We start from the raw sequence: 25,497 nt of genomic DNA, 5'->3' as shown, positions 1-25,497 counted from the left end.
ACGATAAAACCAATAAGAGCTTAAAAACTGACAGATGACAAATATCGGTATTACCATTACAGGAAGCGGTTCAGCTACGCCAAAAGTCTCCCTAAGTAACCAAGAGTTATCCCAAATAGTAGAGACTTCTGACGAATGGATCGGCACTCGTACAGGGATTCGTAATCGACGACTGGCAGATACAACAGAATCATTATGTACCCTCGCGACTAAAGCATCTCTAGCAGCGATCGCTCAAGCGAACATTGCTCCTACAGATATTGACCTCATAATTTTGGCCACATCTACTCCAGATGATTTGTTTGGCACTGCCAGTCAAGTTCAAGCAGAATTGGGTGCCCAGAAAGCAGTGGCCTTCGATCTGACTGCTGCTTGTTCTGGATTTTTATTTGGTCTGGTAACAGGATCGCAATTTATCCGTACAGGAGTGTATCAGAATGTTTTGCTCATTGGGGCAGATATTTTGTCCCGATGGGTAGACTGGGAAGATAGAAGCACTTGTGTGTTATTTGGAGATGGTGCTGGTGCTGTGATTTTGCAAGCTTCAGAACAAGACCGACTCTTTGGGTTTGAACTTCGCAGTGATGGTAGTCAAAATAATTGTCTAAATCTTGCTTATCAACCTCAAGCAAAACAAATAATTGAGGGAGTAACTGTTAGTCAAGGTACTTATCAACCAGTCACTATGAATGGGAAAGAAGTCTATCGTTTTGCGGTGCAAAAAGTTCCTGAAGTGATAGAAAAAGCATTATTTAAGGCTAATATGAGTACTGAGAAAATTGACTGGTTATTATTACATCAAGCTAATCAAAGAATTCTTGATTCTGTTGCTAGTAGACTCAAAATTCCCTCAGAAAAAGTTATTAGTAATCTCGAAAATTATGGCAATACTTCTGCTGCTTCTATACCTATAGCTTTAGATGAAGCTGTTAGGGAGGGTAAAGTTAAACCGGGAGATATTATTGCTGCTTCTGGTTTTGGAGCAGGGTTAACTTGGGGAGCAGCAATTTTTGAATGGGGAATTTCAATAATTAATAATTAATAATGAATAATTAATAATGAATAATTAACAATTAAATAATTCTGGTTTAAAGCCTCCCCTTTTAAGGGGAAAAAAGCGGTCGAGGGATGGCGAGGAAACCCGCTCTTGAGAAAGCTGCTCCGAATTAGGGAATAGGGAGTAGGGGGAAATAATTGATTTGATTTTTTATTAAACAGGGAGTAGGGAGTAGGGAATAGGAGGAAAAGTCTTACGTTATCTGAGCTTTAAACTTTTTAACTTTCAAGCACCTTTCCTTCGACTACTATATACTTTTAAGGCTGAATAACTGACAACTTTTAGATATAAATCATAGTCAAAATTATCATATTAAAATGACAAAAACAGCATGGGTTTTTCCAGGGCAAGGTTCTCAAAAAATTGGTATGGGAATAGATTTATTAGACTTGCCTGCTGCTAAAGCAAAATTTAAGCAAGCTAAGGAAATTTTAGGTTGGTCTATAACAGAAATTTGTGAAACTCAAAAAGAAAAATTATCTCAAACTCTTTATACTCAACCCTGTTTATATGTAGTAGAAAGTTTATTAGCAGATGAAATGTTTGCTCATTCTTTTCAACCAGATATTGTTGCAGGTCATAGTTTAGGAGAATATGTTGCCCTCTACGTTGCTGGAGTCTTTGATTTTGAGACAGGACTAAGATTAATTAAAAAACGTGCCGAATTGATGAATAATGCCACAGATGGACAGATGGCAGCTTTAATGGGATTTGATCAAAAACAGCTTGAATACGAACTTCAGAAAACAGAAAATGTTGTTCTAGCAAATGATAATAATTCAGCTCAAGTTGTTATATCTGGTAGACCAGAAGCAGTCGAAACTTTGCTCAATAATATTAAGGTTAAACGTGCAGTAAAGTTAAATGTTTCTGGGGCGTTTCATTCTCACTTAATGGAGTCGGCATCTATAGAATTTAAAAAAGTATTAGAATCAGTAGAATTTGCTGATGCAAAATTTCCCATAATTTCTAATTTTGAGCCAATTGCTACTATAGATGCAGCTACTATAAAAAAACGTCTTACTCAACAAATGACAAATGGTGTGCGGTGGCGCGAAACATCTTTAGAGATGCAAAAAGAAGAAGTAGAAAAAGTTATAGAAATAGGTCCGGGAAAAGTTCTCACAGGTATAATTAAACGAACTTGCCCAGATTTTAAATTAGCAAATGTAAATAGTTTAAAGGATATTAAAGCTCAAGTTAAAAGTTGAAAGTCAAAAGTTAAAGAATAGGCTCAATGTTTTGATTATTTCTAGTCAAAAATGTAGGTAGATAGTTTGATATTATTTTTGATTTGTTTGTAGTTTTGCTCTAGCCCTTACAATACTTAGTATTATTGCTAAAGCAAAACTTACTAAGTCTACTATTATAACTGTTCTACCGATAGCTTAGCTCCCCTGGAAGGTGCAGATGATATTACACAAACGATACCAGCGGATAGGATATGACACATAATTTGGGATTTTTATATAATATCATGTCCGGATAATTAGTGATCAAAAAACTTTCTCCTTTTCCTCCTCTTTTTTCTTGCTTCTTCCTTCTTTCTTCCCTTCTGACTCCTGAGGACTCCGTCATTTATTTATAACTATTCAACCGGACATGATATAACAATCCTATTTGAATTTTGAATTGTGAGACATAACATAAAGAGCAAGGAAGAAGGAAAAATCTTACGTTGTCTGATTTTTAAGCCTTTGATTTTTCCTAACTTTTTCTTCGACTACTATATCCTCAACTGTTAGGGAATAGGGAATAGAGAATAAGGAGTAGAAAACACCGAAGCAATAAATCAAATTATCAGGGAGGATTAAGGATTTCTAGAACTATAAATTCTTGGGTTATATTCTATTTCAGGTCGGAAATGATTTTTTTGCTCAAATGGAATATCCTGCATGTGTCTTTTTATTCCTCTTACTGTTGGTAACATTCTTTTTTCAAATTGGTATTACTCTATAAAACCAAGTCAAACAATCATGACTAAAGATAATACACCACCAGTAATTTTTTTTATACTATTATTTTTCCTACTAGCTGGAGGAGGATACTGGTTTTATTAAATCAAAATAAATTAGATACTAAAAATGATATTGTTAATAATCCATCAGCAAAATTAAGCATCGCTGAAGCAGCTAATCAAATAATCTCTAATCTAGATGTTTCTCTACCAAATTCCAATATATTAGCAATGGATGGTAGCGTGACGATGGTTAAATTAATCAAGCTGATGGAAAATGCTTATGAACAAAAACATCCTAATATTCCAATAACTTATAGAGTACCTGAAGGTAGACCAAATGGCTCTAATCAAGGCATCAAAAATTTACGAGAAAATAGAGTACAAATAGCAGCAATATCTCGTACTTTACTACCAGAAGAGAGCCTTCAAAGAAACATTAAATTAATTCCTATTGCTAAAGCATCTTGAGCAATAATAGTCGGAATTAATAATCCCTAGAAAGGAAGCTTAACATTAGACCAACTCAAAGATATTTATCAAGAAAAAATAATCAATTGGTCAGAAGTTGGTAGTGATGATTTGCCGATAAAAGTTATCAACCGTTCTGCCAAAAGTGGCAGCTACAATTTCTTTCAAGATGTTGTCTTATTAGGAGAATCTTTTCCTCCAGATAGTTCAAACTTTATTACATATCAAACAGATGTCACAACTCCAATCTTACGAGAATTGAACAATAATGGAATTAGCTATACCACAGTAGCTCAGGCAAAAAATCAAACCACCGTTAGAATCATACCAATAAACAGAATTTCACCTGTAGATCAAACTACTCCTAATAATGATAATTATCCTCTGAGTCGTAGTGTATTTTTAGCAGTACAAAATCAAACAAGTTTAGCGGTAAAAAAATTTCTAGAATTAGCCTGATCAACCAAAGGTCAACAACTTGTAAAACAGGCAGATTTTATACCTTTAAAATAAATGCACTTTCCTTCATCTCTCCACTTCTTCAGTAAACATTTCTTGCAGAATGCTGCGCAAACGGCTATTAGCGGTCATCTCTCGGTTTTTTAATAAATGAAGTAATACCAATTTGATAAATATTTGCTACAAATAGCTAGGGTATTTCGTAAGAATTCAGCAATTATGAATTCAGGAGTCAGAATCAATAGATTTAATACCATGTTTGATATTGTCAATTATCTTTTTCATCAAATAGACTTTCAGATCAAGTATGCGCGATAGTGCTTATTATTCGTAACATTCTTTTTTCATGCATGGTAGTATATCAAATCCGGGGGAATTGGACATAAAAAAAATATCCAACTGTCATAACTACTAAGTCAAAGTGATTCTCTCTCCTCCTAACTCCTGACTCCTAGAGACTACCAATCTATAACTGTTTAACCTGATTTGATATTATGATGATGAACTAACTTAATCTAAAATTAAGGTCATATCTTGTGGCTAGAAACCGTGAACCAGTTGAGAACTTAATTCTTTATTGCTTATTAAAATGGTCAGTAATAGTTCCTATACTTAAGTTTTATTTTCGGAATAATGTTTATGGTACAGAAAATGTTCCACAACAAGGGCCATTTGTTGTAGTTAGTAATCATGCTAGCGACTTAGACCCTCCAATAGTTTCTGTTTGTATGAAAAGACCTGTTGCTTATATGGCAAAAGAGGAATTATTTGAAGTACCCGTTTTGAAGCAAATTATTACATTATACGGAGCATATCCAGTTAAAAGAGGATCGGCAGACCGAAGTGCTATTCGTTCAGCACTCAATAGTTTAGAACAGGGGTGGGCAGTAGGTATCTTTTTACAAGGAACTAGGACTTCTGATGGTAAAATTACAGAACCAAAATTGGGGGCGACTTTAATTGCTGCAAAAGCCAAAGTACCATTATTACCAGTTTCTATCTGTGGTACTCATGCAGTGAAACGTCAAGGTTTGATAGCTAATTCTGTACCAATAACTGTCAGAATTGGAGAACTTATACCACCTCCAGAATCAACTAAGAAACAAGAGCTAGAATTAATAAGTCAAAAATGTGCAGATATAATTAACAAAATGCACGATTTAGGACGTTGATATATTGAGTTTAGTTAAAATTAGTTAAAAAAGAAATGCCGGATATTAGAGAACAATTGGCCGAAAATTTGGATGTAGCTGAATGGAATTGGTTAGTACCCCATGTAAAACGTGATGCTGTAGTAATTGTCGGCCAAAATTTAGATTTATTGGATGTGGGAGTAGCGATCGCTTCTGATAATACATCTTCTGTGCAAGACTGGATTAGCCGAGAACTTATTTATAAGCCCTCAGCCGAACAGTTGTCAATTTGGAATAGTAATGATAGTAAAAAATTTAATGCTTTGATAGTACAACCTTTTGTTTTGGTACAAGAATCTGATGCTACTCAAGAAGATAATGGAGCAACCAGTCCTGCACCAGTATAACCAGTAGTTACCCATAAAATCGCTCTCATGCCATCTCTAATAACTTTTTCAATGGGTTCGGGCGATCGTCCAGAAGGTACAGGCATTGGCTCAAAACTAATGCCCCTGCTGCCCAAAACAATTTCCCCTATAACTTGAGCGCGACGCATATGGTCATCAGAAGTAACTAGATAAACACTTGTAATACCGTGGGATTTTAACTTATCTACCATTGTAGTAAAATTAGTTACAGTATCTACGGCACTATAGTCTAAATGTAAGCGAGTTTGTGAAATACCACTCTTAGAGAATAACCAGTCAGCATATTCCGGGTTAGTGCCAGAAGACACCCAGATATCAAGGTGAGGACGTTGGCGAGCAAATTCTGCCGCAAAAACTTCTCTTTCTATCGCCCCACCAAGTACAAATAAAGCTTGAGGTGTTTCTAAACTACCTGCAAACTGTTGATAACTAATCCAAAAAGTTAATATAAATCCTAGTAAAAACCAGAAAATACGGGAAATCTTCAATCCTTTGTATGATTTTTTACTTGAAACAACCCTCAACACCATATCTTTAACATAAAAAACCATCTGTAGTGTTACAGATGGAAGTAGATTCTATCAAATAAATATTCAGATAGTATTATTTACCATCCGGAGTAGGGGATTACAAAAGATTTTTTGAAGAAATAACAATCTCTTGCTGAGAATTAATTAGGAGTTTTGTGCCAAAGTGTAGTAGAAGGAAGGACCGAAGTTGGAAAAATCTTGTAGCGTGGTCCCCGTCTCCTGTCCACCGGAATCTCACCACAAGGCACGGTCATGTCATAGCGACAAACCTTGTTCCTTATTCCGCTACTATAGCAGATTTTTACTTCGCCTTATTACCCACGTGTTGTTATTCAAGCAGCCGTTAAAACGGGCGCTGCGTACTTACTCCCGTCATTTTTTAGGTTTACTATTCCCCAACTCTCCTGCTCACTCAAGAAAATGTAGAAAAATTTTTGAGAAATAGTCTCAAATTATGCATTGGCGAAATATTTTTGGAGGGTTGCTAAATCCACGTTACAAAAATAACTAACTTCTGAGTTCTGACTTCTGACTTCGTTAACAGCCTCTTGACTGACCCAACATACATTATAGGATAGTGTTGGACTTCTCAATAATATCAATTAAAATCGGAGCGGCGGGATTTGAACCCACGACCCCCACTACCCCAAAGTGGTGCGCTACCAAGCTGCGCTACGCCCCGACAACCATTAATATACTATAACACCATATTACACTTTTGCAATTAATTATTATATTTTGAGAAAGATATTTTTTATACATTTATGATTGTTATAGCAGTCGAAGAAAAGATCGCGGACATATCAAAAGCTTAAAATTCAGACAACGCAAGATTTTTCTCTCTTCCCCCTTCCCCCTTCCTTCTTCCCTCTTCCTTCTGCTATGTGAGTTAAAAAACTTTTAGCATTTGTGCTGCTTGGACTAAACCAGGGACAGCTTGTACAGGCCATTTTCCTTCTGCCCTGCGCCCTTGATTTAAAATGAACTGAACAGTATAACTTTCTGGAAACCCTTCTACCTGCATCCAGAGCAAATCACTTTCAGCTTCGCAGACTATTCTCTCTTCATCCATCAACTCATCTGCCATCTGGTTTATAGCTTTATTTAACTGGTCTAATAATCTGCAAAAATCCTCAAGTTCTACTTCTGTAAGTTCTATTGACCAATCATTCCCAGCAACTAAACCCTTAAATTTTTCCGCTTCAGGATTCAACCCTAACCGCCAACCAGCTCCACTTTTGACTATTTGTCCCATTTTTTTATGAAAATAATTGGGTCGCGCAACCTTGCCTTTTAAGGCGAAATGTTTTGGGAGGGGACTCAAATCTCCGTTACAAAAACAACTTCTGACTTTTGACTTCTGACTTCGTTAAGGTCTCAGCAAATCTGCATCTCCCGGTTGGGGAATAATTGGCGCTCTAGGATTTGAACGTCCAGAGTTATCTCTCTGATATATATCTGGTATTGATGGAGGGTTAGGATCGCCACTAAAAATATTTACTAATCTATTAACTAAAGTTTCTCTTTGAGAGCGAGTTAAACTTTGAATAGCTTTACGATCGCCCTCCATTGGATTTTCAGTTAAAGAATCGTTTCCTGGATAAACCGATGATTGTAGATAATCATTCGCCCCAAGATAATCTGCTAATGTTAATTTCCAGTCAAACCGATAATTGGGAGCACGGCCTTTAACATATAGATGATACCGAATTAAACGTGAAACTAGAGTTTCTTCAGTATCTACTTCCCCCGTTTCCTGAGATATGTAACTATTTTCTAATGGCAAATCTGGTATTGTCTCATATACAAATGGCCATACCTCTGTAGGTCTAACCCGGCGTTGGACAATTTTAATTGAGTCTTCAAAATTTTCTTGGTCTGTAACTGTTTCTAACAGATAATGAGCAGAAGGGCTAACTGTAATTGCAATAGAAGAAAATAAAGCTTCAATATTAGCCCAAACTACTAATGTTACGATTGTAATCTTGAAATATTTGAGCCACCGCTTCTTGCTCATGGCTATTATCAAATCACTACTATTATATTTGTATATACTAGGTTACTGCTTACCAGATGTGAGTAGGGTCGTTTTGAGTCGTCCCGAGAGAATAAAGCTCTGGTCAGTTCATAGAAATGTCGGAAGACGTAGGTTTAACTCGTTAGTCTAAAGACATCTTTTTAGAATCCCCTTGCTTCAGCTATGGGAGTACTCAAATCACTAATTATTTCTGGCTGCATCAATTCATCGGACATTTCAACTACAGCACGGATAACAGGTTTCATTAATTGTTCATCCATATTATCAAAATCTTCATAACGACGGCGTTTAGCACGATTAGCTACTTGTACCACAACGCGATAACGATTAGAGGCAGCTTTAATCAGCTCTTCAGACCTACGACTTAGTTCTGCGGAATCAATACTAGATTGCTTTTCTATGTGCATAAATTTTATTAGCCTGTTAGTTATCGGTTATCTTTTATCAGTCACATTTGGAATAAAATGCTGCTATAATAATAACATTTTTTCTATAATAAGTACATAGATTAAGTAGAGATTATTAGTAGTTAGGCCAAATTATCTGACTACTTATATCAAATCCAGTTATCAAAGATAATTTATTAGGATATTAGGATTCAGATTAAACCTCCTCCTCATTTCCCCTAAATCCTATCTCCAGCATCTGCACAATTGTAATACCCTATCAACCGGATTTAGTCTCATATATATTTTTTGTTCTCTTTTCTCCAAATATAGGTAGTCAATGGTAATATTTTTAGTTAAAATTCAATCAATCTTAATAAATTTATACTAAAATTATCAATTTTTATTGCTTATGTTAATATCCACCCCTTCGACTGTAAAGCACTTTTCTCAGACTCATCATCATCCCCTAAAAATAGTTGCTTTGGGAGACAGTTTAGTTTATGGTTTTGGCGATCATGAAGGTGGTGGATGGGTAGAGAGATTACGACGGCAATGGATGTTGCCAGACAGTGCTGGTCATGTACTGTACAATCTTGGAGTTCGAGGAAACCGTGTTTTACAAGTAGAACAACGCCTGGAACATGAGTTTCACCATCGTGGAGAATTAAGAAATCGTCAACCAGATATTATTATTCTTTCAGTTGGGGTAAATGATTCTGCCAGAGTCCAAAGACCAAATGGACGTTACTATACTGATTTTTCCAAATTTAAAACAATTTTAGATAATTTATTGGATACATCAAAACAACTTTGTCCTGTACTATTTGTGGGAATGGTTCCTGTTAATTTGGAGAGAATGCCTTTTCAAGATTGTTTATATTATAGCCATGAGGATCAATTTATATATAAAGAGGCGACTCGGTTGGCTTGTTTAAAGCGAAAAATTCCTTATTTAGATGTGTTTGAAAAATGGTTAAGTCGGGGCGAAAATTGGTGGAAATTACGTCTTTGTGCAGATGGCATTCATCCTAATGTCGCAGGTTATCAAGCTCTATTACAAGATGTATTGGACTGGGAATATCTGAATTTATTAACTAGCTAAGATGTAAGCATTCAGCAGTCAGCTATCAGCTTTCAGCTTTATTGCTTTTAAGTAGCCGTGTAAAAATAACTTGAGCAGTTTTTTTCATGGAAGCTATATTTCACAATTTATCCCAGAGAAAATTTGTACAACCTATTATTATTACATGGCTCCTAAAGGAAAAAAAAGCAATTTAATCAAAGCTTTAGATTGATTTTGAATGATTAATTATTAACTAGATTTATACACTATAAAAATTGATTCATTAGTGCAATTTTTGACTTCAATACATCTATACTTATTCAAACTTCCTTTTTCCTTCCACCAAAATATGAATCAAGAAAGCTGGTTAAAAATATTACAAAAAAATCGAATAATCGCTGTTATTCGTGCCTCGGAAATCGAGGTTGGTAGGAAAATGGCAAAAGCAGTTGCTGCTGGTGGTATACGCATAATAGAAATCACTTGGAACAGTCATAAAGCATCAGAATTAATTACTTTACTCCGCTCTGAATTACCAACTTGCATAATTGGCACAGGCACATTATTAACCATAGAAGAGTTACAAAAAGCACTCAAAATTGGTTGCCAATTTATCTTTACGCCACATACTAATCCTGCTATGATTCAAACAGCAAAAATAGCAGCAGTTCCAATTATTCCCGGCGCTCTTTCTCCTACAGAAATAGTTACTGCTTGGCAGGCAGGAGCTAGCTGTGTTAAAATATATCCTATTTCATCAGTAGGAGGCGCAACTTATATCACAAGTTTGCAAGGACCTTTGGGAGAAATTCCTCTAATTCCCACTGGTGGAGTCACCTTAGAAAATGCTAAAGAATTTATAAAAGCAGGTGCAATTGCTGTAGGTTTATCAGGGAAACTATTTCCCAAAGATTTAATAATTGCTCAAAATTGGGAAGCGATCGCAAGACTTGCTCAGGCTCTCCTTAGAGAACTTTCAACTAACAATTGAATCTGAAAATTAATCAAAATAATCTACTTCTAAATCACACCTTAACGAAGTCAGAAGTCAGAAGTCAGTAGGGGCGAATGGCCATTCGCCCGTACAGAAGTTAACCCACCCCTAGCCCAACCCACCCTCGCCCCTCCCAGGAGGGGAGCCAGGAGGGGAAGTAGAGGATTTGAGCAACTATCCAAAAATATTGCGCCTTAAAAGGCGGGGTTGCGCGACCTTTATGATTTTGATAATTTTGTTTTAATTAGGTATAAAATATGAAAGACTTAGTTAGTTCTAAAAAATGGTATCAAGTTGGTAAAATATGTGCTGCTACAGCACTAACTATTACAACTTTTTTCTCCTGGTCAATACCAACCAAAGCTAGTGGATGGGAAAATCTAATTGCCACGAGAATGTTAGAATTACAACAATCAGCGGAACGTTGGATTTCAATTGACTTATCAACCCAAAGATTAATTGCCTGGGAAGGAAATAAAGCAGTTTATGCAGTGATAGTTTCTACAGGTAAATCATCAACCCCTACTCGCTTAGGTACTTTCAGAGTACAGACAAAATATCGCAGTACCAGAATGACCGGACCGGGTTACGATGTGCCCGATGTTCCTTATACTATGTATTATGATGGAGGAATGGCAATTCATGGTGCTTACTGGCATAATATGTTTGGCACCCCAGTTAGTCACGGTTGTACAAATGTAGCAGTCAATCACGCCAAATGGTTATTTGACTGGGCATCAGTGGGGACACCTGTAGTAGTACATGAGTGAAGGAAAGAGGACTCAGGAGTCAGAAGTCAGGAGTCAGGAGTTAGGAGTCAGGAGTTAGTAGGTAGAAAAGAGTTTTTGGCATTGCATAATTGCGGGATGATTTTATCACAGAGCATCAACTATAATCGCCGTGTTGACCTGTCCCCGTGTCCCCGTGTCGGCCTCAATCATCCCAGTATTCAGCAACGCCGAGTTTTTTGGTGACTTTAGAGTCAGAAATAGGTACAATTCCCACTATTGTTTTGGTTGAAAATTTACCACTAATTGAATTTCATAAATCAAATCAGCAACGCCGAAAAAAATAACAAAAAATATATATGCGTATTCTCGCCATCGGAGATATTCACGGTCATTCTAGAGCATTTGATACATTAATTGCAGCAGTTAAACTACGGTTAGAAGACGTTATTATTACTCTTGGTGACTATGTAGATAGAGGTCCAGACTCTCAAGGAGTGATTAATCGATTAATTGCACTCCATGAAACTGGGCAACTTGTAGCCTTGCGTGGCAACCATGAATTAATGATGATGAGGTCTCGTGATTGTTCGCAACATGAAGCTCGCTGGCATAATTCTGGTGGCAAGGAGACTTTAGCTTCTTATTCAAAATCTGGTAAATCTCAACGAAAATATATTCCAGAGGAACATTGGCATTTCCTTGAGAATGTTTGTGTAGACTGGTGGGAGTCAGACGCACATTTTTTTGTTCATGCGAATGCTGCTCCCGGTCTATCTCTGAATGAGCAGTCAGAGTACAAACTTTTCTGGGAAAAGCTAGATCACCCCATGCCTCACTTTTCTGGAAAAACAATGGTTTGTGGTCACACGAGTCAAAAAAGTGGTAAACCTCTGAATTTCGGTCACACTATTTGTATTGATACCAGAGTTTATGATGAGGGTTGGTTGACTTGTTTGGATGTCAGTAGTGGTAAGGTTTGGCAGGCAAATAAAAAAGGTAAGTTAAAAACAGCGTTAATAGATGATTTTGCAATTCGTCAAATTAAGTAATATCAAATAATGAGGAACGGAAAAGGAAGTCAGGAGGAGAAAGTTTTTTGCCCGCTTAAGCACAAAGGAATTCTATCACGCTATTATCCGGATATGATATAGAACCCCCGATCGTATCTTCATAAATATTAAGTTTTTTGAGCTAGGAGACAGGAGACAGGAGGTTAAGAGTGTAGAGGGTAGAGGGTAGATGTGGGGAGAAATAATATAAAAAATTCAACACTCCTTTTTCAGATTGTGCATTAATTTTGATGCACGAAAAGACTTGACTACCATAATTATATAGATCTCAAATGGGTTCTATATAGCGATCGCCAAAGTGGTTAGGAGAAATATAGCAAGGAACGAGTTGGTGTTTGACTTATGTTGATGATGAACCTGAGACAAAGAAATACTTTTCCCGCTGTTCCCTGTTCCCTGCTACTAGCGTGTCAAGCTTAAAATAGTGTTTTAGGAAAATTCTCCAAACCTTAGTCATAGCAAGAATTATACTAAAAAATTTAATACATCATTTTCAGCTTGACGCGCTACTACAGTATAATAGAAATCTCCAATAATCACAAATAAAATCAATTATCGTACAGAAATTATCAATTATTTCCCCCTACTCCCTACTCCCTACTCCCTCTTTTGGAGGAGATGTCTAATTGTCAAATTAGTCAATATACTAATTCATAAGTCTTGCTAACAAAGCGTAGCTCCTCTAGAAGGAGCAGATAATATAGTTCAACAAAACTGGGAAAAATCAAAGTCGATACTGGTGAAATACATCTCTAGCAGCACGGTGCAAAAGTGAATGAGTGTAAACTAATGATTTCATATCCTTTGTATATCCCCCACCAATAACGGAAGCAACCGGATAACCTCCTGCCATGCAGGTACTCAATACTTGCATCTCGCGCCGGAATATTCCTGTATTTGTCAAAGCTAATTTTCCCAAAGCATCATGGATATGAGTATCAACTCCAGCATCATATAACACTAAATCTGGCTTTACTTGGGACAGCAACTCTGGTAAATATTGCGCTAAAGTCTGTAAATAGCGGTCGTCATCCATTCCCTCTGGTAAGGGTACATCTAAATCGCTAATTTGTTTTCTACTAGGAAAATTGATACCACAGTGCATAGAAAATGTAAATACAGTAGGATCGTGTTTGAATATCCAGGCAGTCCCGTCTCCTTGATGTACGTCTAAATCTACAATTAGTATTTTTTGAGCTAATTCTAGTTTTTGGATAACGCGGGCAGCGATCGCTAAATCGTTAAAAATACAAAACCCAGACCCATAACTAGGAAACGCATGATGAGTACCCCCAGCAGTATTACAAGCTAAACCATGTTTGAGTGCCAACTGCGCCGTTAACACAGCACCACCCACAGCAATACAAGTTCGATTTGCTAATGCTTCACTCCAAGGCAACCCGATACGTCTTTGTGCTTTTGGGTCTAAAGTGCCGTTACAATATCCTTCTATATAGTCGCGATCGTGAACTAATTCTATCCATTCCAAAGGTGGCAGTTGTGGAATAAAAAAATGCGATTTTTCTGTCACCCCATCTCCTAGTAACATTTCATAAAGTAGTTGAAATTTTGCCATGGGAAAGCGATGACCGGGTGGCATCGCTGCAACATAATTAGGATGATAAATAATTGGTAAATTCATAAAAAGAAGACTGATAACTGATAACTGATAACTGAAAAGACTTGCCTAGTGATTCATAACACAGCCTCAGAGTTAGATAGAGTTATTATATTTATATAATTACCATAATTACTAACTCTAGAGCAATGACCATCCAACTCCCGGGTTATCAAATCAAACAAAAGCTATACGAAGGAACTCGTACCTTAGTTTATCGAGGCATTCGAGCAACAGACTCTCAAACAGTCGTGCTCAAATTTATGCGCAACGAATATCCCACTTTTAACGAACTGTTACACTTCCGCAACCAATATACCATTACCAAAAACCTCAACTTACCAGGAGTAGTCAAATCCTTAAGTTTAGAAAACTATGGCAATGGTTATGCTTTAGTCATGGAAGATCATGGGGCCATATCTCTAGACAAATATGAATCATTAGACTTAACAACTTGTTTAAAAATAGCCATTCAATTAGCAGATATATTACACAAACTATATCAAAATCGAGTTATTCATCAAGATCTTAAACCAGCAAATATATTAATTCATCCCCAGACTCAACAAGTAAAATTAATCGATTTTAGTATTGCTTCTGTACTACCTTTTGAAACTACTGAAATTAAAAATCCCAATGTATTAGAAGGAACTCTGGCTTATATTTCCCCAGAACAAACGGGAAGAATGAATAGAGGAATAGACTATCGCAGCGACTTTTATTCACTGGGTGTCATGTTTTTTGAGATGGTCAACGGAAAATTACCATTTGATACCACTGACCCCATGGAATTAATACATTGTCATTTGACAAAAACTCCTCAAATGATTGATTCCCAAATCCCGACTCCCTTAGCTAATATTATTCACAAATTGATGGCGAAAAATGCCGAAGACCGTTATCAGAGTGCCTTGGGTTTAAAGTTTGACCTAGAAAAATGTTTGTTTCAATGGGAAAAGGTGGGAAAAATTGAGACTTTTAAGTTAGGAGAGAGGGATCTAAGCGATCGCTTCCTCATTCCTGAAAAACTCTATGGTAGGGAAAAAGAAGTTCAAACTTTACTTGATACTTTTGAGCGTGTCGCCAACGGTGGAACAGAAATGATGCTAGTGGCAGGATTTTCTGGCATAGGTAAAACAGCAGTGGTGAATGAAGTTCACAAACCTATTGTTAGACAGCGCGGGTACTTTATCAAAGGAAAATTTGACCAGTTTCAGCGCAATATTCCTTTCAGTGCTTTTGTGCAAGCTTTCCGAGACTTGATGAAGCAACTTTTGAGTGAAAGTGATACACAACTAGAGCAGTGGAAAGTTAAAATACTCAATGCTTTAGGGGAAAATGGGCAAGTTATTATCGACGTTATTCCAGAGTTAGAGAAGATTATTGGCGAACAGCCAAGGGTTCCTGAGTTGTCAGGAAGTGCCGCCCAAAATCGCTTTAATCTGTTGTTTCAAAAATTTCTTCTGGTGTTCGCGCTCCCTAGTCATCCTTTAGTTATCTTTATTGATGACTTGCAGTGGGCAGATACGGCATCTCTGAAATTGATGCAACTATTGATCGAAGGTGGAGAAACTGGTTATTTGTTCTTGTTGGGAGCTTATCGGGACAATGAGGTATTTGCAGCTCATCCGTTGATGCTAAGTTTAGATGAAATTGCCAAATCAGGAGCAACTTTAAATACTATAACTCTGGCTCCTGTAAGCAAAACCGACTTAAATTATTTAGTGACAGATACTTTGAGTTGTGAGGGAGAACTTGCCTTACCTTTAACTGAATTAGTGTATGAAAAAACTAAAGGAAATCCGTTTTTTGCTACTCAGTTTCTCAAGGGATTATACGAGGATGGTTGGATTAGTTTTAATTTTGATGTGGGTTACTGGCAATGCGACATGACACGAGTGCGAGAATTGGTGCTATCTGATGACGTGGTGGAGTTTATGGTAACAAGATTGCACAAGTTGCCAACAGCAACTCAGGGGACATTAAAGTTAGCAGCCTGTATTGGTAATCAATTTGATTTGGAGACTTTGGCTATTGTTTGTGAGAACTCACAAGAAGATACAGCAGACAGTTTATGGAAAGCTTTGCAAGATGGTTTTATACTTCCTCAAAGTGAGGTTTATAAGTTTTACCTGAGCCGTGATGATGCTAGGGAAAATACTCCAACAAGTGAAAATGCCCAATATCTTTTTTTGCACGATCGGGTGCAACAAGCTGCTTATTCTCTGATTCCTGACGAACAAAAACAAACTACTCACTACCATATCGGACAACTGCTTTTAGAGAAAATTCCACCCGAAGCAAGAGAAGAACGAATTTTTGAGTTGGTAAGTCAATTTAACTATAGTAAGAATTTAATTATTAAACAGGAAGAGTGTAACCAACTTGCTGAACTCAACCTGATAGCTTGTCGCAGAGCTAAGGCTTCTGCTGCTTATAATGCTGCTTTAGAATATTGCGATATTGCCCTAAATTACCTGGAAAAAGAAAGTTGGCAAAACCAGTATGACTTGACGCGGGATTTACACTTACTTGCGATCGAATTAGAGTATCTAAACTCCCATTTTGATCGTTCCAGAGAACTAGCCAATTCAACGCTGCAATACACCGAAGATTTCTTGGACAATGTGGCAATATGCAAACTCAAGGTTCAATCCTATATCATTCAGAATCAGATGTTGGAAGCCATTAATACTGGCATAGAAGCCTTGCAATTACTAGGTTATTCTTTGTTAGATACTCCTGATATTGAGATTGCCGATCTAGACATCCCTCCACTGGAAGCAATTGAAACTCTTAAAGAAGTAGACGATCCAAAAAAATTAGCTAAGATTGAACTCCTTGCCAGCCTAATTAGCCCAACTTACCTTGCCCGACCTGAACTTTTTCCCAAAGTAACATTAGCCGTCATCCAAGCTTCTGAACAAGATGGATACTCATCTGCATCTGCTGTTGGTTATGGTTTTGGGGCACTTTTATTCCTCAATCCCGGATATGTGGAAAAAGGGTATAATTCTGGGCAAGTGTCGCTCAAAATTCTAGAGCATTTTTCAGCCAAAGAATATCAGTGTAGGCTGCAATTCATTTTTAACATATTTATTCGTGTTCATAAAGAGCACGCAAAAGCGATCTTAAAACATTTATTAGAGGGATTGCATTCTGGCTTAGATACAGGAGATTTCGAGTTCGCATCCTATTGTGCGATGAACTATTGTAGTTGCCTTTTCTTTATTGGTTATAATCTTAGAGAGATTAAAGATATACAAAAGCCTTATCAAGATTTAATTCAAAATCTGAAATTAGAGTTTGCAATTAATTTATTAGGAATTTGGCGACAAATTGAATTTAATTTACTAGGAGAAGCGCAAGATCCCCATCGTTTAATTGGAGAAAGTTTTAATGAAGAAGCGAAGCTGCGACAGTTCCAAGAATCAAATAGCTTTACGTTACTCTTTTCTGCTCATACAGCAAAATCGATTTTGCTGTACTTGCTTGAAGACCACTTAGGGTCTTTAGAAGAATCTACTTTAGCTGTGAAATATATTGAGAGTGAATTTGGGCCTTTGATGATATCTTTGCACAAATTTTATTATTCATTGGCGCTGTTAGCTGTTGGTTCTGAGTTTGACTATGGAGCAAACTCTTTGGAAATTGTGGAGTCCAATCAAAAAATTTTACAAAAGTGGGCACATCATGCACCAATGAATTTTCAACACAAATACGATTTGGTAGAAGCAGAAAAATGCCGAGTATTAGAAAAAAAACTAGAAGCAATAGAGCTATACGACAAAGCTATTGCTGGAGCAAAAGAAAATGAATATATCCAAGAAGAAGCACTCGCCAACGAACTCGCAGCTAAATTTTACCTAGACTGGGGTAAAGGAAAAGTTGCTGCTGGCTATATGCAAGAAGCTTACTATTGTTATGCCCGTTGGGGCGCAAAAGCCAAAATCAATGATTTAGAACAACGCTATCCTAGCCTCCTCAGTTCTATTCTCGAACGGCAAAAACTAAGTTTACTCAACAGTAACACGATCGCAACTCAAACGATGGGAACAATCTCCAACACCACAACAGGTACAGGAGAAATATTAGACTTAGCTACTCTAATGAAAGCATCACGCACCCTTTCACAGGACATATCTTTAGAAGGAGCGATCGCTAATTTAATGCAAGTAGTTATGGAAAATGCTGGTGCAGAAAATGTAGCTTTGATGTTATTTCAAGAACAAATCTTAATGCTCACAGCTATCCTTACTTCCAAGGGTGTTTGCCAAGTCGATTCTATTCCAGTAGAAACTAGTCATTCAATACCCTTGAGTATTATCAACCAAGTTAAGCACAACAAAAAGCCTCTAGTTATCTATAATGCCAGTAATGAAAATGCTTATGCAGGAGATACTTATATCCAAAAGCACCAACCTCAGTCTGTTTTATGCCTACCGTTATTAGACCGGGGTCAAATGATTGGTATTCTCTATCTAGAAAACAATCAAGTAGCAGGAGTGTTTACCAGCGAGCGGGTGGAAATTCTCAATTTACTTTGTTCTCAAGCTGCTATCTCCTTAGAAAATGCTTTATTGTACCAACAAGCTCAACAAGCGCTGGCCGATCTGCAACAAGCACAGTTGCAATTGGTACAAAAAGAGAAAATGGCAGCATTAGGAGACCTGATGGCAGGAGTTGCTCATGAAATTAATAACCCTCTCGGTTTTATGGGAGGTAATGTCAGTATTATTCAAGACTATCTGGCGGATGTCTTTGCCATTATTGAGTATTATCAACAAGAGTTACCGCACCCCAGTCCCGAATTCACTGACAAAATAGAGGAACTAGAACTGGAATTTCTCATGGAAGACTTTCCCAAAACTATTGCATCTATGGAAACAGGGATAAAACGCATTGGTGAAATCAGCAACTCTTTACGAATTTTTAGTCGCACCGATACCGAAACTAAAAGCAGTCTCGATCTGCATGATGGCCTGGACAGCACTCTGTTAATCTTGAAATATCGCCTCAAAGCTAATCAAAACAGACCAGGAATTGAGACGGTCAAAAATTATGGAGATTTGCCCAAGGTAGAATGTTATCCAGGGCAATTGAATCAAGTATTTATGAATATTTTAGCTAATGCAATTGACGCATTAGACGAAGCAAGTGAAGGCAAAAATTACACTGAAATTGAAGCCAATAATAATCGGATTACTATTAGTACGAAATTAAGTACCGATAAAAATATGGCGGTGGTGAAAATTGCTGATAATGGTCCAGGAATGAGCGAACAAGTGCGTTCAAAAATATTTGAGCAGGGGTTTACAACTAAAGGGGTGGGCAAAGGAACAGGGTTAGGCATGGCGATCGCGCGGCAAATTATTGTAGAAAAACATGGCGGGACAATAACTTGTAGGTCAGAATTAGAGAAAGGTACAGAATTTATTATTTCTCTTCCTTTAATTTAAAAAATTGATTGACTTAAATAAAATGACTGATAATACCCATAAAATTCTTGCCCTAATTTACAAATACCAAAGTCCTAACAATTAACTAATATTCTGGTTAGGATTTCTATGGGGATTGCAAATCTAAATATCTTATAGATTAAAGGTTTCAAAAAATAATTGTTCAGCTAATACCAATTTTAAAAAAGAATGCTACAAAAAGGTAGAGATTGATCAGGTATGCTTAAAAATAGCATATTCAATTTATTTTAGATATTTATATCTATTTTTTTCCTCTTTTTTTCTATATTTATTCCTTCTTCCTTCTTCCCTCTTCCTTCTTTATTACTTCTACCATTTGTAACAAACATTTATCAAAATGGTATAATTCTTAAGTTTATTCAGTAGTCTGTTCTGTTTTTGTAATAGCTTTAAATCGCTCATCTGAATAGAGATGACTAAAATCAGAGTCTCCCTTAGCCCAATCCTTATAGCTTTTATCTAATTCCACAGTTATTCTGAGATTTACCAATGCCAAGCTATCTTCTTTTAGTAAGGCATAGCAACAAGCTTGATGATAGAAATTATCAGCCAAGAAGAAAGAACTAAGATTTAATTCTAATGCTTTCTTACTCGCTTCAATAGACTCTTGATATCGACCTAATTTATAAAGTGGACGAGATTTCTAATCCCAATCATTTGATAAATTGGATAATTCTGAAGTTAATGAAATAGCTTGATCGCAGCAACAGAGAGCTTCTTCATATCGCTCAAGACTAAAAAGAACTGCTGATTTTGAATTCCAAGCGTTATCATGGTCTGGCTCAAGTTGGATAACTTTCTCTAAAACTTCTAATGCTTCATCATACCTTCCTAGAGCATTGAGAGTATAATCTTTATTATTCATTGCTTTTAAATATTCAGGTTCCAGCTCTAAAGCTTTATCGTATAAAGCAATTGCCTCTGCATACTTTTGTGCATCTTTTAATTCGTTTCCTTGGTAATATAATTCTTCAGCAGATGGTGTTTTTGATTCGGTTTTTCAGGACTTTTTAAATCGGAATTTTCTGCATTAGCAGGCTGTGTTTTTGATTCGATTTTTTCAGGACTTTTTAGATTAGGATTTTCTACATTATAGATAACTTCGTACTGTCCTCCATCTCCATTCATAAACTGTTTATGCCTGCCATTAGAATCTTTATCATAAGTAACAGAACCTAGAAAATCATCGTTTCCAGGGCCAGCATCATACTCCCAAAGTTCAAGAGTTATAGTTCCAGAGGGTTGATAATACTGGGAATAATTTGGGTAAATAGTTTCCCCTAATTTAATGTTGTATGCTTTATTTCCCTGGGGCTAAAGTTTATTACCACCCGCCTGCTTAAGATAGATATTATCTCTTCTTCCTTTAAACTCGCTGCGCTTGTGACAAGTAATCTTCATCTATAGTTATCTTAATCATTTCACTCATAACTAATACTCCCTTAATATTGATTAAAAAAACAAAATAAAATTTTATTATAGAGCTTGACTCTACAAACAATTTGCTTTAGCTTGACTATATAATTATGTTCCAGAGTAGTTTCAATAATTGATAATTGATAATTGATAATTACCTCTCCCTAAAACAGATAAGATTGAATAAAAGGAAAATATTTTCTCTCTTGGTCTCATGGATATGGCGAGGAGACCTCGCCATCCCACCCTACGGGAAGCTCCGCTAACGACCGCTTGTTTCTCCTTTAAAGGAGATAATTTTTACCTTAATTATTCGGTAAAGCAATAGAAGCCTGATATCAAATCTGGTTGAATACCTATTAGAGTTGTTGTGAAATGGGGAGGTAATGTCAGCTATTTTTATTAGTGGAATTTAATTCGCTTTTATAGTAAAATACTATTAAGCAGTTACACAAAATTAATCCCTTATTAGGTAAACTATTTTGTTTAGGTGCTGATCAAATTAATTCATACTCACTTAACTAAAACCATCTATAATATGCAGCTTAAAACTATTTGGCAATTAGGTAGTAATAACCCAGAAAATCCCGATAATCTAGACACTATTCGTCAATGGTGGGCAGCCATAGCTGACAAAGAAATCACCTGGCGACAGCGACTTATTCCTGTCAGTGGCGATATTACAGAACTTGATTGGGAACCTCAAAGATTTGATGAAATATTTGAGATAGCTAAACCAGAAATTCGCGGTATTACTCTTTATTGGCAAAAACCAAACTCTACGGCAGAAAGCAATACAACTGTGCAAAAACTAGAATTACATCATACTCGTCAGGAATTATATATTTTTCCTAAATCTCAACAACAACTGGTAATTAGAGTTGCATTGCCAGAAGTAAAATATCAAAGAATTGAAATTAATAATCCCGAAATTTTAGTCGAAGAAAATAGTATCTTATTTCAAGATGCAACTCAGTTATTAGAAGTACAAATTAAACTAACACCAGAACAGTTAAATCAATTGAAGGAGAAACTTAAATAAAATGACTAATAATACCCATGAAATTATCGATGTACAGCAAACAACTTGTTGTATAGTTGGTGGCGGACCAGCAGGAGTTGTATTAGGATTATTGTTAGCACGTCAAGGTATCTCAGTCACTCTCCTGGAATTACATCAAGACTTCGATCGCGATTTTCGAGGAGATACTATTCATCCTTCCGTAATGGAAATAATGGCACAAATAGGTTTAGCTGACCGTTTGTTAGAGTTGCCCCATTCCAAAGCTCGCACACTCAAGTTAAATTCTCCCAATGGTGACATTGCTCTGACTGACTTCAGTCGCTTAAAAACTCCATATCCGTATATTACTATTCTGCCACAAGTCAAATTTTTAGAATTTATTGCTACTGAAGCGCAACAGTATCCCAATTTTAATTTAATCATGGGTGCAAACGTACAGGAAATTATTGAAGAAGATGGAGTAGTGCGTGGGGTGCGTTATCGGGGTCATGGAGGTTGGCACGAAGTTCGAGCATTATTAACAGTGGGAGCAGATGGTCGTTTCTCCCGAATGCGTCAGTTAGCGGGTTTTGAACCAATTAAAACTTCTCCACCAATGGATGTAATGTGGTTTCGTTTGCCACGCAAGTCAGAGGAACCTAATGGTTTATCAGGTCGTGTAGGTAATGGCAAGATGGTGGTTTTGCTCGATCGCTCAGATTTCTGGCAAGTAGCTTATATGATTTCTAAGGGTGCTTTTGCAAAACTGCGCACTGCTGGTATAGGTTTTTTGCGAAAGTCTTTGGTTGAGTTAGTGCCAGAATTTAGCGATCGCTCCCATCTACTTGAAGATTGGTCTAATATTGCTTTTCTATCTGTGGAGTCGAGTCGTCTTCCTAAATGGTATCTACCGGGTTTACTGTTCATCGGTGATGCTGCTCATGTCATGTCTCCTGTAGCTGGGGTTGGTATTAACTATGCTATTCAAGATGCAGTTGTAGCAACAAATGTTCTTAGTGAACCCCTCAAGCGTGGTAGTTGGCATTTGTGGGACTTAGCAGAGGTGCAGCGCCAACGGGAGTTTCCAACTAGAGTTATTCAATGGTTTCAGGAGTTAGCTCAAAAACGAATTATTGCTCGTGCGCTAAATCAAAATCAGCAGTTTACTATTCCTGCTTTTTTGCAGTTGCCTGTGTTGCGAGATATTCCGCCACGGTTGATTGCCTTTGGCATTGCACCTGTGCGTTTGAATAGTTGAATTTAATGATTAGATTGTTTGAGTAGCAGCTTTTGAACATATTCAAACAACGGCGTTGCTGATTCTGGGTATGATGCAAGCCCCCCTAACCCCCCAATTTTGGGGGGAATAAAACTCTAAGCTGATTCTGGGTATAATTTTGCCCCCCTAACCCCCCAATTTTAGCTATCCCTTATAAAGAACTCCTCAAACATGGGGACACGGAGAGCAGGGGAGAAGGGGAGAAGGGAGAAATAGTTAGAGCATCTAAATAAAAATACTTAACTTATCAAAATAAATGTACTTTTAAATACATTTTCTCTCTAGAAAAAGGCTTTGAAAGTCTTAAACAGAATTTGTCTTTTTTGTCAATTTTTATGTTAAGAAAGATGTTTATAAAGCATAGCAATTTTAGGGGGAATAAAACTCTAAAAGTCCCCCTAAATTGGGGGATTTAGGGGGCTTGAGCAGAACCAAACAATCGCGCATTCATACTTCAATTAAGCAACGCCCAAATAACTACTAAGATAATGTTAAATGCCAAAGTATTATGGGTACTATGTTATTAAATTTAATCGTCCTATTGGTAGAGTTGATCATGATGATGGAAGGATTAGTGAAAATGTAGTTTATGCGGAAATTGGCAGAAATTCAGATGGAACAATTAAGTATGCTTATCCTATTGTTGAGCCTAAAATAAACTATAAATAAGAGGTCAAAATGAATAAAATTAAGCAATTTAAACTAAGATGAGGTCATAAAAATATAGAAAATTTTACTACTCCTCCTGATGATCCTTTAGGGGAGTTATCTGACTTTGAATTAGGGTTAAGGAAGTTTTGTTATGAGTTTAATCGTCAAGTTATTGTAGAAATTGGGCAAACTAAGTTTAAGGTATTTTTAGATCCTGATATTTGTATCTTATTGGAGGATAGATTTACTGAACAAATAGGAGAGTTAGAACGGGATAAAATCATGGGTTTAGATTTCGTTGAAAGTTATTGGTTTTGAATAAATTTTGTTCCTGTTGATACGCAAATTCAATGTTATTTAAAAGAGCTTAATTATTATCACCAGGAATCATTAATTATCTTGGAAAAACAACAGGTTTTGACTGAATTAAAGCAATTTTTAACTGAATTAATGAATCTAGCAGTTAATCAAGGTTATATTAGTTTACAAGATAGGGATGAGTTTATTAAACCTGCTTTTGCTCAATCAGAGGTACTAAGATAGTCTTTCATTAATGGATAATTGATAATTGATAATTGATAATTACCTCTGGTTAAAACCGAGAGGATTGAATATAAGGAAACATTATTTCTTCTCTTGGTCGATTGGATATGGCGAGGAGACCTCGCCATCCCTCGACCGCTTTTTTTTCCCTTAAAAGGGGAGGCTTTAAACCAGAATTATTTAATTATTAATTATTAATTATTCGGTAAGCATTTCCTCCGGAATGCTGCGCAAACAGCCGTCAGCTATTAGCTAGCCTCCTAGGTCGCAACTGCGAACTTCAGCTATTAATTTTGGGGAAGGTAAAACCAATTTAGAACTTGAGAAAAAATAAAAAGTTACTGCTAAAATCCCAGGACAAAACCTGAGAAATAATTAGGGTTTGCTGAAAAAGTATTTTAGTAGGGGTAGGAGACAGGAGACAACCCACCCCTAACCCCTCCCAGGAGGGGAAAACAGGAGACAGGAGAAATGGGAATTTAGAGGAGGTAGAAGTAAGAATTGTCCCTTGATTTTTCTGCCCAAATATGCGCCTAAAATACTAATTTTTTGAGCTTTTTAGACTGAAATAGGCGCACTTTTTTCGACTCCAAAAAAGCTAAAGTCTTTATCTGTAAATATTTTGAGAATTAATCAGCAAGCCCTAATTATTTTTTATGTCCTATCAAATGATTGAACTGAATGTGATTTGGGGAGCTAATTTTTAACATATTTTCTGGAGTATCATGAATATCATCTTTAGATTTATATCGTGTTGGTTTCTTATTAACTGTGATATTCTTAAAACTGACAAAACGGCATTTGTAATTATCAAGAAAATCTTGTTTCTCCCAAAATAACTTACCAATTGCTTGACAATATTCAACAAAACACTGCGCCCCTTTTAGTTGCTGGATAATCTCTTTCTCTTTAGATGTCTTTTTTCCTCGCTTCATTTCAATAAAGACGATGAATTTTCCTTTGTTAATAGTATCAGAAATAATGACAAAATCTGCACGTTTGCATTCACCTTTAGTTCCCTGGAAAACTTCTTTTGGTGCGCTAAAAGTATCTACCTTGATCGTAATAACTTCATCATCATCGGGCATTCCATAAATAGTTACAGTGTAGTTATCAACTTCTGTGAGTTTGACGATATTCTTCTGATATTCAGATTCTAATACTACTGTAGCTTCCGGTTGAATCAT

At 36.6% G+C, this 25,497-nt stretch carries 21 protein-coding genes, 1 tRNA gene and 2 pseudogenes; 14 read left to right on the top strand and 10 right to left on the bottom strand.

The features are described from left to right. The first annotated feature begins 34 nt into the window (after positions 1-34). From F6K15_RS17235 to F6K15_RS17210, 5 genes and pseudogenes are all read left to right on the top strand, one after another. Entirely contained in the window at positions 35-1,042 is a 1,008-nt protein-coding gene (locus tag F6K15_RS17235) for a beta-ketoacyl-ACP synthase III (RefSeq protein WP_293062729.1), read from the top strand. Positions 1,043-1,374: 332 nt separating this feature from the next. Next, positions 1,375-2,268: an ACP S-malonyltransferase gene (gene fabD / locus F6K15_RS17230; protein ID WP_293062728.1), complete on the top strand. Its 894-nt coding sequence runs from the start codon at positions 1,375-1,377 to the stop codon at positions 2,266-2,268. 977 nt (positions 2,269-3,245) lie between these two features. Then, a pseudogene (locus F6K15_RS38420) lies at positions 3,246-3,944 on the top strand (substrate-binding domain-containing protein). 536 nt (positions 3,945-4,480) lie between these two features. Then, positions 4,481-5,116 (top strand): 1-acyl-sn-glycerol-3-phosphate acyltransferase, encoded by a 636-nt coding sequence (locus F6K15_RS17215; RefSeq protein WP_293062724.1) that lies wholly within the window; start codon positions 4,481-4,483, stop codon positions 5,114-5,116. Positions 5,117-5,151: 35 nt separating this feature from the next. Next, entirely contained in the window at positions 5,152-5,484 is a 333-nt protein-coding gene (locus F6K15_RS17210; RefSeq protein ID WP_293062722.1) for a DUF2288 domain-containing protein, read from the top strand. Here F6K15_RS17210 and F6K15_RS17205 read toward each other — a convergent pair. The 5 genes from F6K15_RS17205 to F6K15_RS17185 all read right to left on the bottom strand — a co-directional run bounded on the left by F6K15_RS17205 (position 5,445) and on the right by F6K15_RS17185 (position 8,474). Further along, complete coding sequence (locus F6K15_RS17205) at positions 5,445-6,035, bottom strand: YdcF family protein (RefSeq protein ID WP_293062782.1); 591 nt, start codon at positions 6,033-6,035, stop codon at positions 5,445-5,447. The two genes, F6K15_RS17210 and F6K15_RS17205, sit on opposite strands and share 40 nt — an antisense overlap. Before the next feature lie 608 nt (positions 6,036-6,643). After that, positions 6,644-6,717: transfer RNA gene (locus F6K15_RS17200), tRNA-Pro, on the bottom strand. A 207-nt stretch (positions 6,718-6,924) separates the two neighbouring features. After that, positions 6,925-7,290, bottom strand: a complete 366-nt coding sequence (locus F6K15_RS17195) for a DUF1818 family protein (protein WP_293062720.1) — start codon at positions 7,288-7,290, stop codon at positions 6,925-6,927. Between the two features lie 114 nt (positions 7,291-7,404). Beyond that, on the bottom strand, positions 7,405-8,052 hold the full coding sequence (locus tag F6K15_RS17190) for a hypothetical protein (RefSeq protein ID WP_293062718.1): 648 nt from the start codon (positions 8,050-8,052) through the stop codon (positions 7,405-7,407). 161 nt (positions 8,053-8,213) lie between these two features. Further along, on the bottom strand, positions 8,214-8,474 hold the full coding sequence (locus F6K15_RS17185) for a DNA-directed RNA polymerase subunit omega (RefSeq protein ID WP_293062781.1): 261 nt from the start codon (positions 8,472-8,474) through the stop codon (positions 8,214-8,216). A gap of 397 nt (positions 8,475-8,871) precedes the next feature. Here F6K15_RS17185 and F6K15_RS17180 point away from each other — a divergent pair, with 397 nt between their 5' ends. The 4 genes from F6K15_RS17180 (at position 8,872) to F6K15_RS17165 (ending at position 12,299) form a co-directional block, all read left to right on the top strand. After that, positions 8,872-9,564 (top strand): GDSL-type esterase/lipase family protein, encoded by a 693-nt coding sequence (locus F6K15_RS17180; RefSeq protein WP_293062716.1) that lies wholly within the window; start codon positions 8,872-8,874, stop codon positions 9,562-9,564. Between the two features lie 310 nt (positions 9,565-9,874). Further along, a complete protein-coding gene (locus tag F6K15_RS17175; RefSeq protein ID WP_293062715.1) occupies positions 9,875-10,516 on the top strand; it encodes a bifunctional 4-hydroxy-2-oxoglutarate aldolase/2-dehydro-3-deoxy-phosphogluconate aldolase in 642 nt (213 codons plus the stop codon). A gap of 260 nt (positions 10,517-10,776) precedes the next feature. Continuing rightward, positions 10,777-11,289 (top strand): L,D-transpeptidase, encoded by a 513-nt coding sequence (locus F6K15_RS17170; protein WP_293062714.1) that lies wholly within the window; start codon positions 10,777-10,779, stop codon positions 11,287-11,289. A 317-nt stretch (positions 11,290-11,606) separates the two neighbouring features. Further along, positions 11,607-12,299 (top strand): metallophosphoesterase family protein, encoded by a 693-nt coding sequence (locus F6K15_RS17165; RefSeq protein WP_293062713.1) that lies wholly within the window; start codon positions 11,607-11,609, stop codon positions 12,297-12,299. A gap of 745 nt (positions 12,300-13,044) precedes the next feature. Here the strand turns inward: F6K15_RS17165 and F6K15_RS17160 are convergent. Next, on the bottom strand, positions 13,045-13,962 hold the full coding sequence (locus F6K15_RS17160; protein WP_293062712.1) for a histone deacetylase: 918 nt from the start codon (positions 13,960-13,962) through the stop codon (positions 13,045-13,047). Positions 13,963-14,087: 125 nt separating this feature from the next. On the opposite strand from F6K15_RS17160, the gene F6K15_RS17155 reads away from it, so the two are divergent. Continuing rightward, positions 14,088-19,397 carry an ATP-binding sensor histidine kinase gene (locus F6K15_RS17155; RefSeq protein ID WP_293062711.1) on the top strand — a complete coding sequence of 1,770 codons (5,310 nt, stop codon included), beginning with the start codon at positions 14,088-14,090 and terminating at the stop codon, positions 19,395-19,397. A 376-nt stretch (positions 19,398-19,773) separates the two neighbouring features. Here F6K15_RS17155 and F6K15_RS17150 read toward each other — a convergent pair whose 3' ends face one another. The 3 genes and pseudogenes from F6K15_RS17150 to F6K15_RS17140 all read right to left on the bottom strand — a co-directional run bounded on the left by F6K15_RS17150 (position 19,774) and on the right by F6K15_RS17140 (position 20,546). Beyond that, on the bottom strand, positions 19,774-19,971 hold the full coding sequence (locus F6K15_RS17150; RefSeq protein WP_293062710.1) for a hypothetical protein: 198 nt from the start codon (positions 19,969-19,971) through the stop codon (positions 19,774-19,776). A 90-nt stretch (positions 19,972-20,061) separates the two neighbouring features. Next, a pseudogene (locus F6K15_RS17145) lies at positions 20,062-20,346 on the bottom strand (tetratricopeptide repeat protein); the annotation flags it as partial. A gap of 14 nt (positions 20,347-20,360) precedes the next feature. Continuing rightward, positions 20,361-20,546 carry a hypothetical protein gene (locus F6K15_RS17140; protein ID WP_293062709.1) on the bottom strand — a complete coding sequence of 62 codons (186 nt, stop codon included), beginning with the start codon at positions 20,544-20,546 and terminating at the stop codon, positions 20,361-20,363. An 826-nt stretch (positions 20,547-21,372) separates the two neighbouring features. Between F6K15_RS17140 and F6K15_RS17135 the strand changes: the two genes are divergently transcribed. The 4 genes from F6K15_RS17135 to F6K15_RS17120 all read left to right on the top strand — a co-directional run bounded on the left by F6K15_RS17135 (position 21,373) and on the right by F6K15_RS17120 (position 24,310). Next, entirely contained in the window at positions 21,373-21,876 is a 504-nt protein-coding gene (locus F6K15_RS17135) for a hypothetical protein (protein ID WP_293062707.1), read from the top strand. Position 21,877: 1 nt separating this feature from the next. Further along, positions 21,878-23,095, top strand: a complete 1,218-nt coding sequence (locus tag F6K15_RS17130; RefSeq protein ID WP_293062705.1) for an FAD-dependent oxidoreductase — start codon at positions 21,878-21,880, stop codon at positions 23,093-23,095. Positions 23,096-23,611: 516 nt separating this feature from the next. After that, positions 23,612-23,785, top strand: coding sequence for a hypothetical protein (locus F6K15_RS17125; RefSeq protein WP_293062703.1), 174 nt, complete (start codon positions 23,612-23,614; stop codon positions 23,783-23,785). A 381-nt stretch (positions 23,786-24,166) separates the two neighbouring features. Continuing rightward, positions 24,167-24,310: a hypothetical protein gene (locus F6K15_RS17120; RefSeq protein WP_293062701.1), complete on the top strand. Its 144-nt coding sequence runs from the start codon at positions 24,167-24,169 to the stop codon at positions 24,308-24,310. A 647-nt stretch (positions 24,311-24,957) separates the two neighbouring features. On the opposite strand, the gene F6K15_RS17115 is transcribed toward F6K15_RS17120, so the two are convergent. Continuing rightward, the gene (locus F6K15_RS17115) at positions 24,958-25,497 is read right to left on the bottom strand and encodes a hypothetical protein (protein ID WP_293062699.1); all 540 of its coding nucleotides are present in this window, start codon (positions 25,495-25,497) and stop codon (positions 24,958-24,960) included.

Origin of the sequence: Okeania sp. SIO2B3 (genome assembly GCF_010672525.1) — a bacterium.
Lineage (GTDB): Bacteria > Cyanobacteriota > Cyanobacteriia > Cyanobacteriales > Microcoleaceae > Okeania.
Note: the sequence above shows the minus strand (reverse complement) of the source record. Positions and strands in the feature narration are given on the sequence as shown.

Excerpts from the sequence above, each read along its gene's own strand:
- F6K15_RS17235 (WP_293062729.1), top strand. The coding sequence starts at position 35 with ATGACAAATATCGGTATTACCATTACAGGAAGCGGTTCAGCTACGCCA.
- fabD (WP_293062728.1), top strand. The coding sequence starts at position 1,375 with ATGACAAAAACAGCATGGGTTTTTCCAGGGCAAGGTTCTCAAAAAATT.
- F6K15_RS17210 (WP_293062722.1), top strand. The coding sequence starts at position 5,152 with ATGCCGGATATTAGAGAACAATTGGCCGAAAATTTGGATGTAGCTGAA.
- F6K15_RS17205 (WP_293062782.1), bottom strand. The coding sequence starts at position 6,035 with ATGGTGTTGAGGGTTGTTTCAAGTAAAAAATCATACAAAGGATTGAAG.
- F6K15_RS17195 (WP_293062720.1), bottom strand. The coding sequence starts at position 7,290 with ATGGGACAAATAGTCAAAAGTGGAGCTGGTTGGCGGTTAGGGTTGAAT.
- F6K15_RS17190 (WP_293062718.1), bottom strand. The coding sequence starts at position 8,052 with ATGAGCAAGAAGCGGTGGCTCAAATATTTCAAGATTACAATCGTAACA.
- F6K15_RS17180 (WP_293062716.1), top strand. The coding sequence starts at position 8,872 with ATGTTAATATCCACCCCTTCGACTGTAAAGCACTTTTCTCAGACTCAT.
- F6K15_RS17175 (WP_293062715.1), top strand. The coding sequence starts at position 9,875 with ATGAATCAAGAAAGCTGGTTAAAAATATTACAAAAAAATCGAATAATC.
- F6K15_RS17170 (WP_293062714.1), top strand. The coding sequence starts at position 10,777 with ATGAAAGACTTAGTTAGTTCTAAAAAATGGTATCAAGTTGGTAAAATA.
- F6K15_RS17165 (WP_293062713.1), top strand. The coding sequence starts at position 11,607 with ATGCGTATTCTCGCCATCGGAGATATTCACGGTCATTCTAGAGCATTT.
- F6K15_RS17160 (WP_293062712.1), bottom strand. The coding sequence starts at position 13,962 with ATGAATTTACCAATTATTTATCATCCTAATTATGTTGCAGCGATGCCA.
- F6K15_RS17155 (WP_293062711.1), top strand. The coding sequence starts at position 14,088 with ATGACCATCCAACTCCCGGGTTATCAAATCAAACAAAAGCTATACGAA.
- F6K15_RS17140 (WP_293062709.1), bottom strand. The coding sequence starts at position 20,546 with ATGAATGGAGATGGAGGACAGTACGAAGTTATCTATAATGTAGAAAAT.
- F6K15_RS17135 (WP_293062707.1), top strand. The coding sequence starts at position 21,373 with ATGCAGCTTAAAACTATTTGGCAATTAGGTAGTAATAACCCAGAAAAT.
- F6K15_RS17130 (WP_293062705.1), top strand. The coding sequence starts at position 21,878 with ATGACTAATAATACCCATGAAATTATCGATGTACAGCAAACAACTTGT.
- F6K15_RS17125 (WP_293062703.1), top strand. The coding sequence starts at position 23,612 with ATGCCAAAGTATTATGGGTACTATGTTATTAAATTTAATCGTCCTATT.
- F6K15_RS17115 (WP_293062699.1), bottom strand. The coding sequence starts at position 25,497 with ATGATTCAACCGGAAGCTACAGTAGTATTAGAATCTGAATATCAGAAG.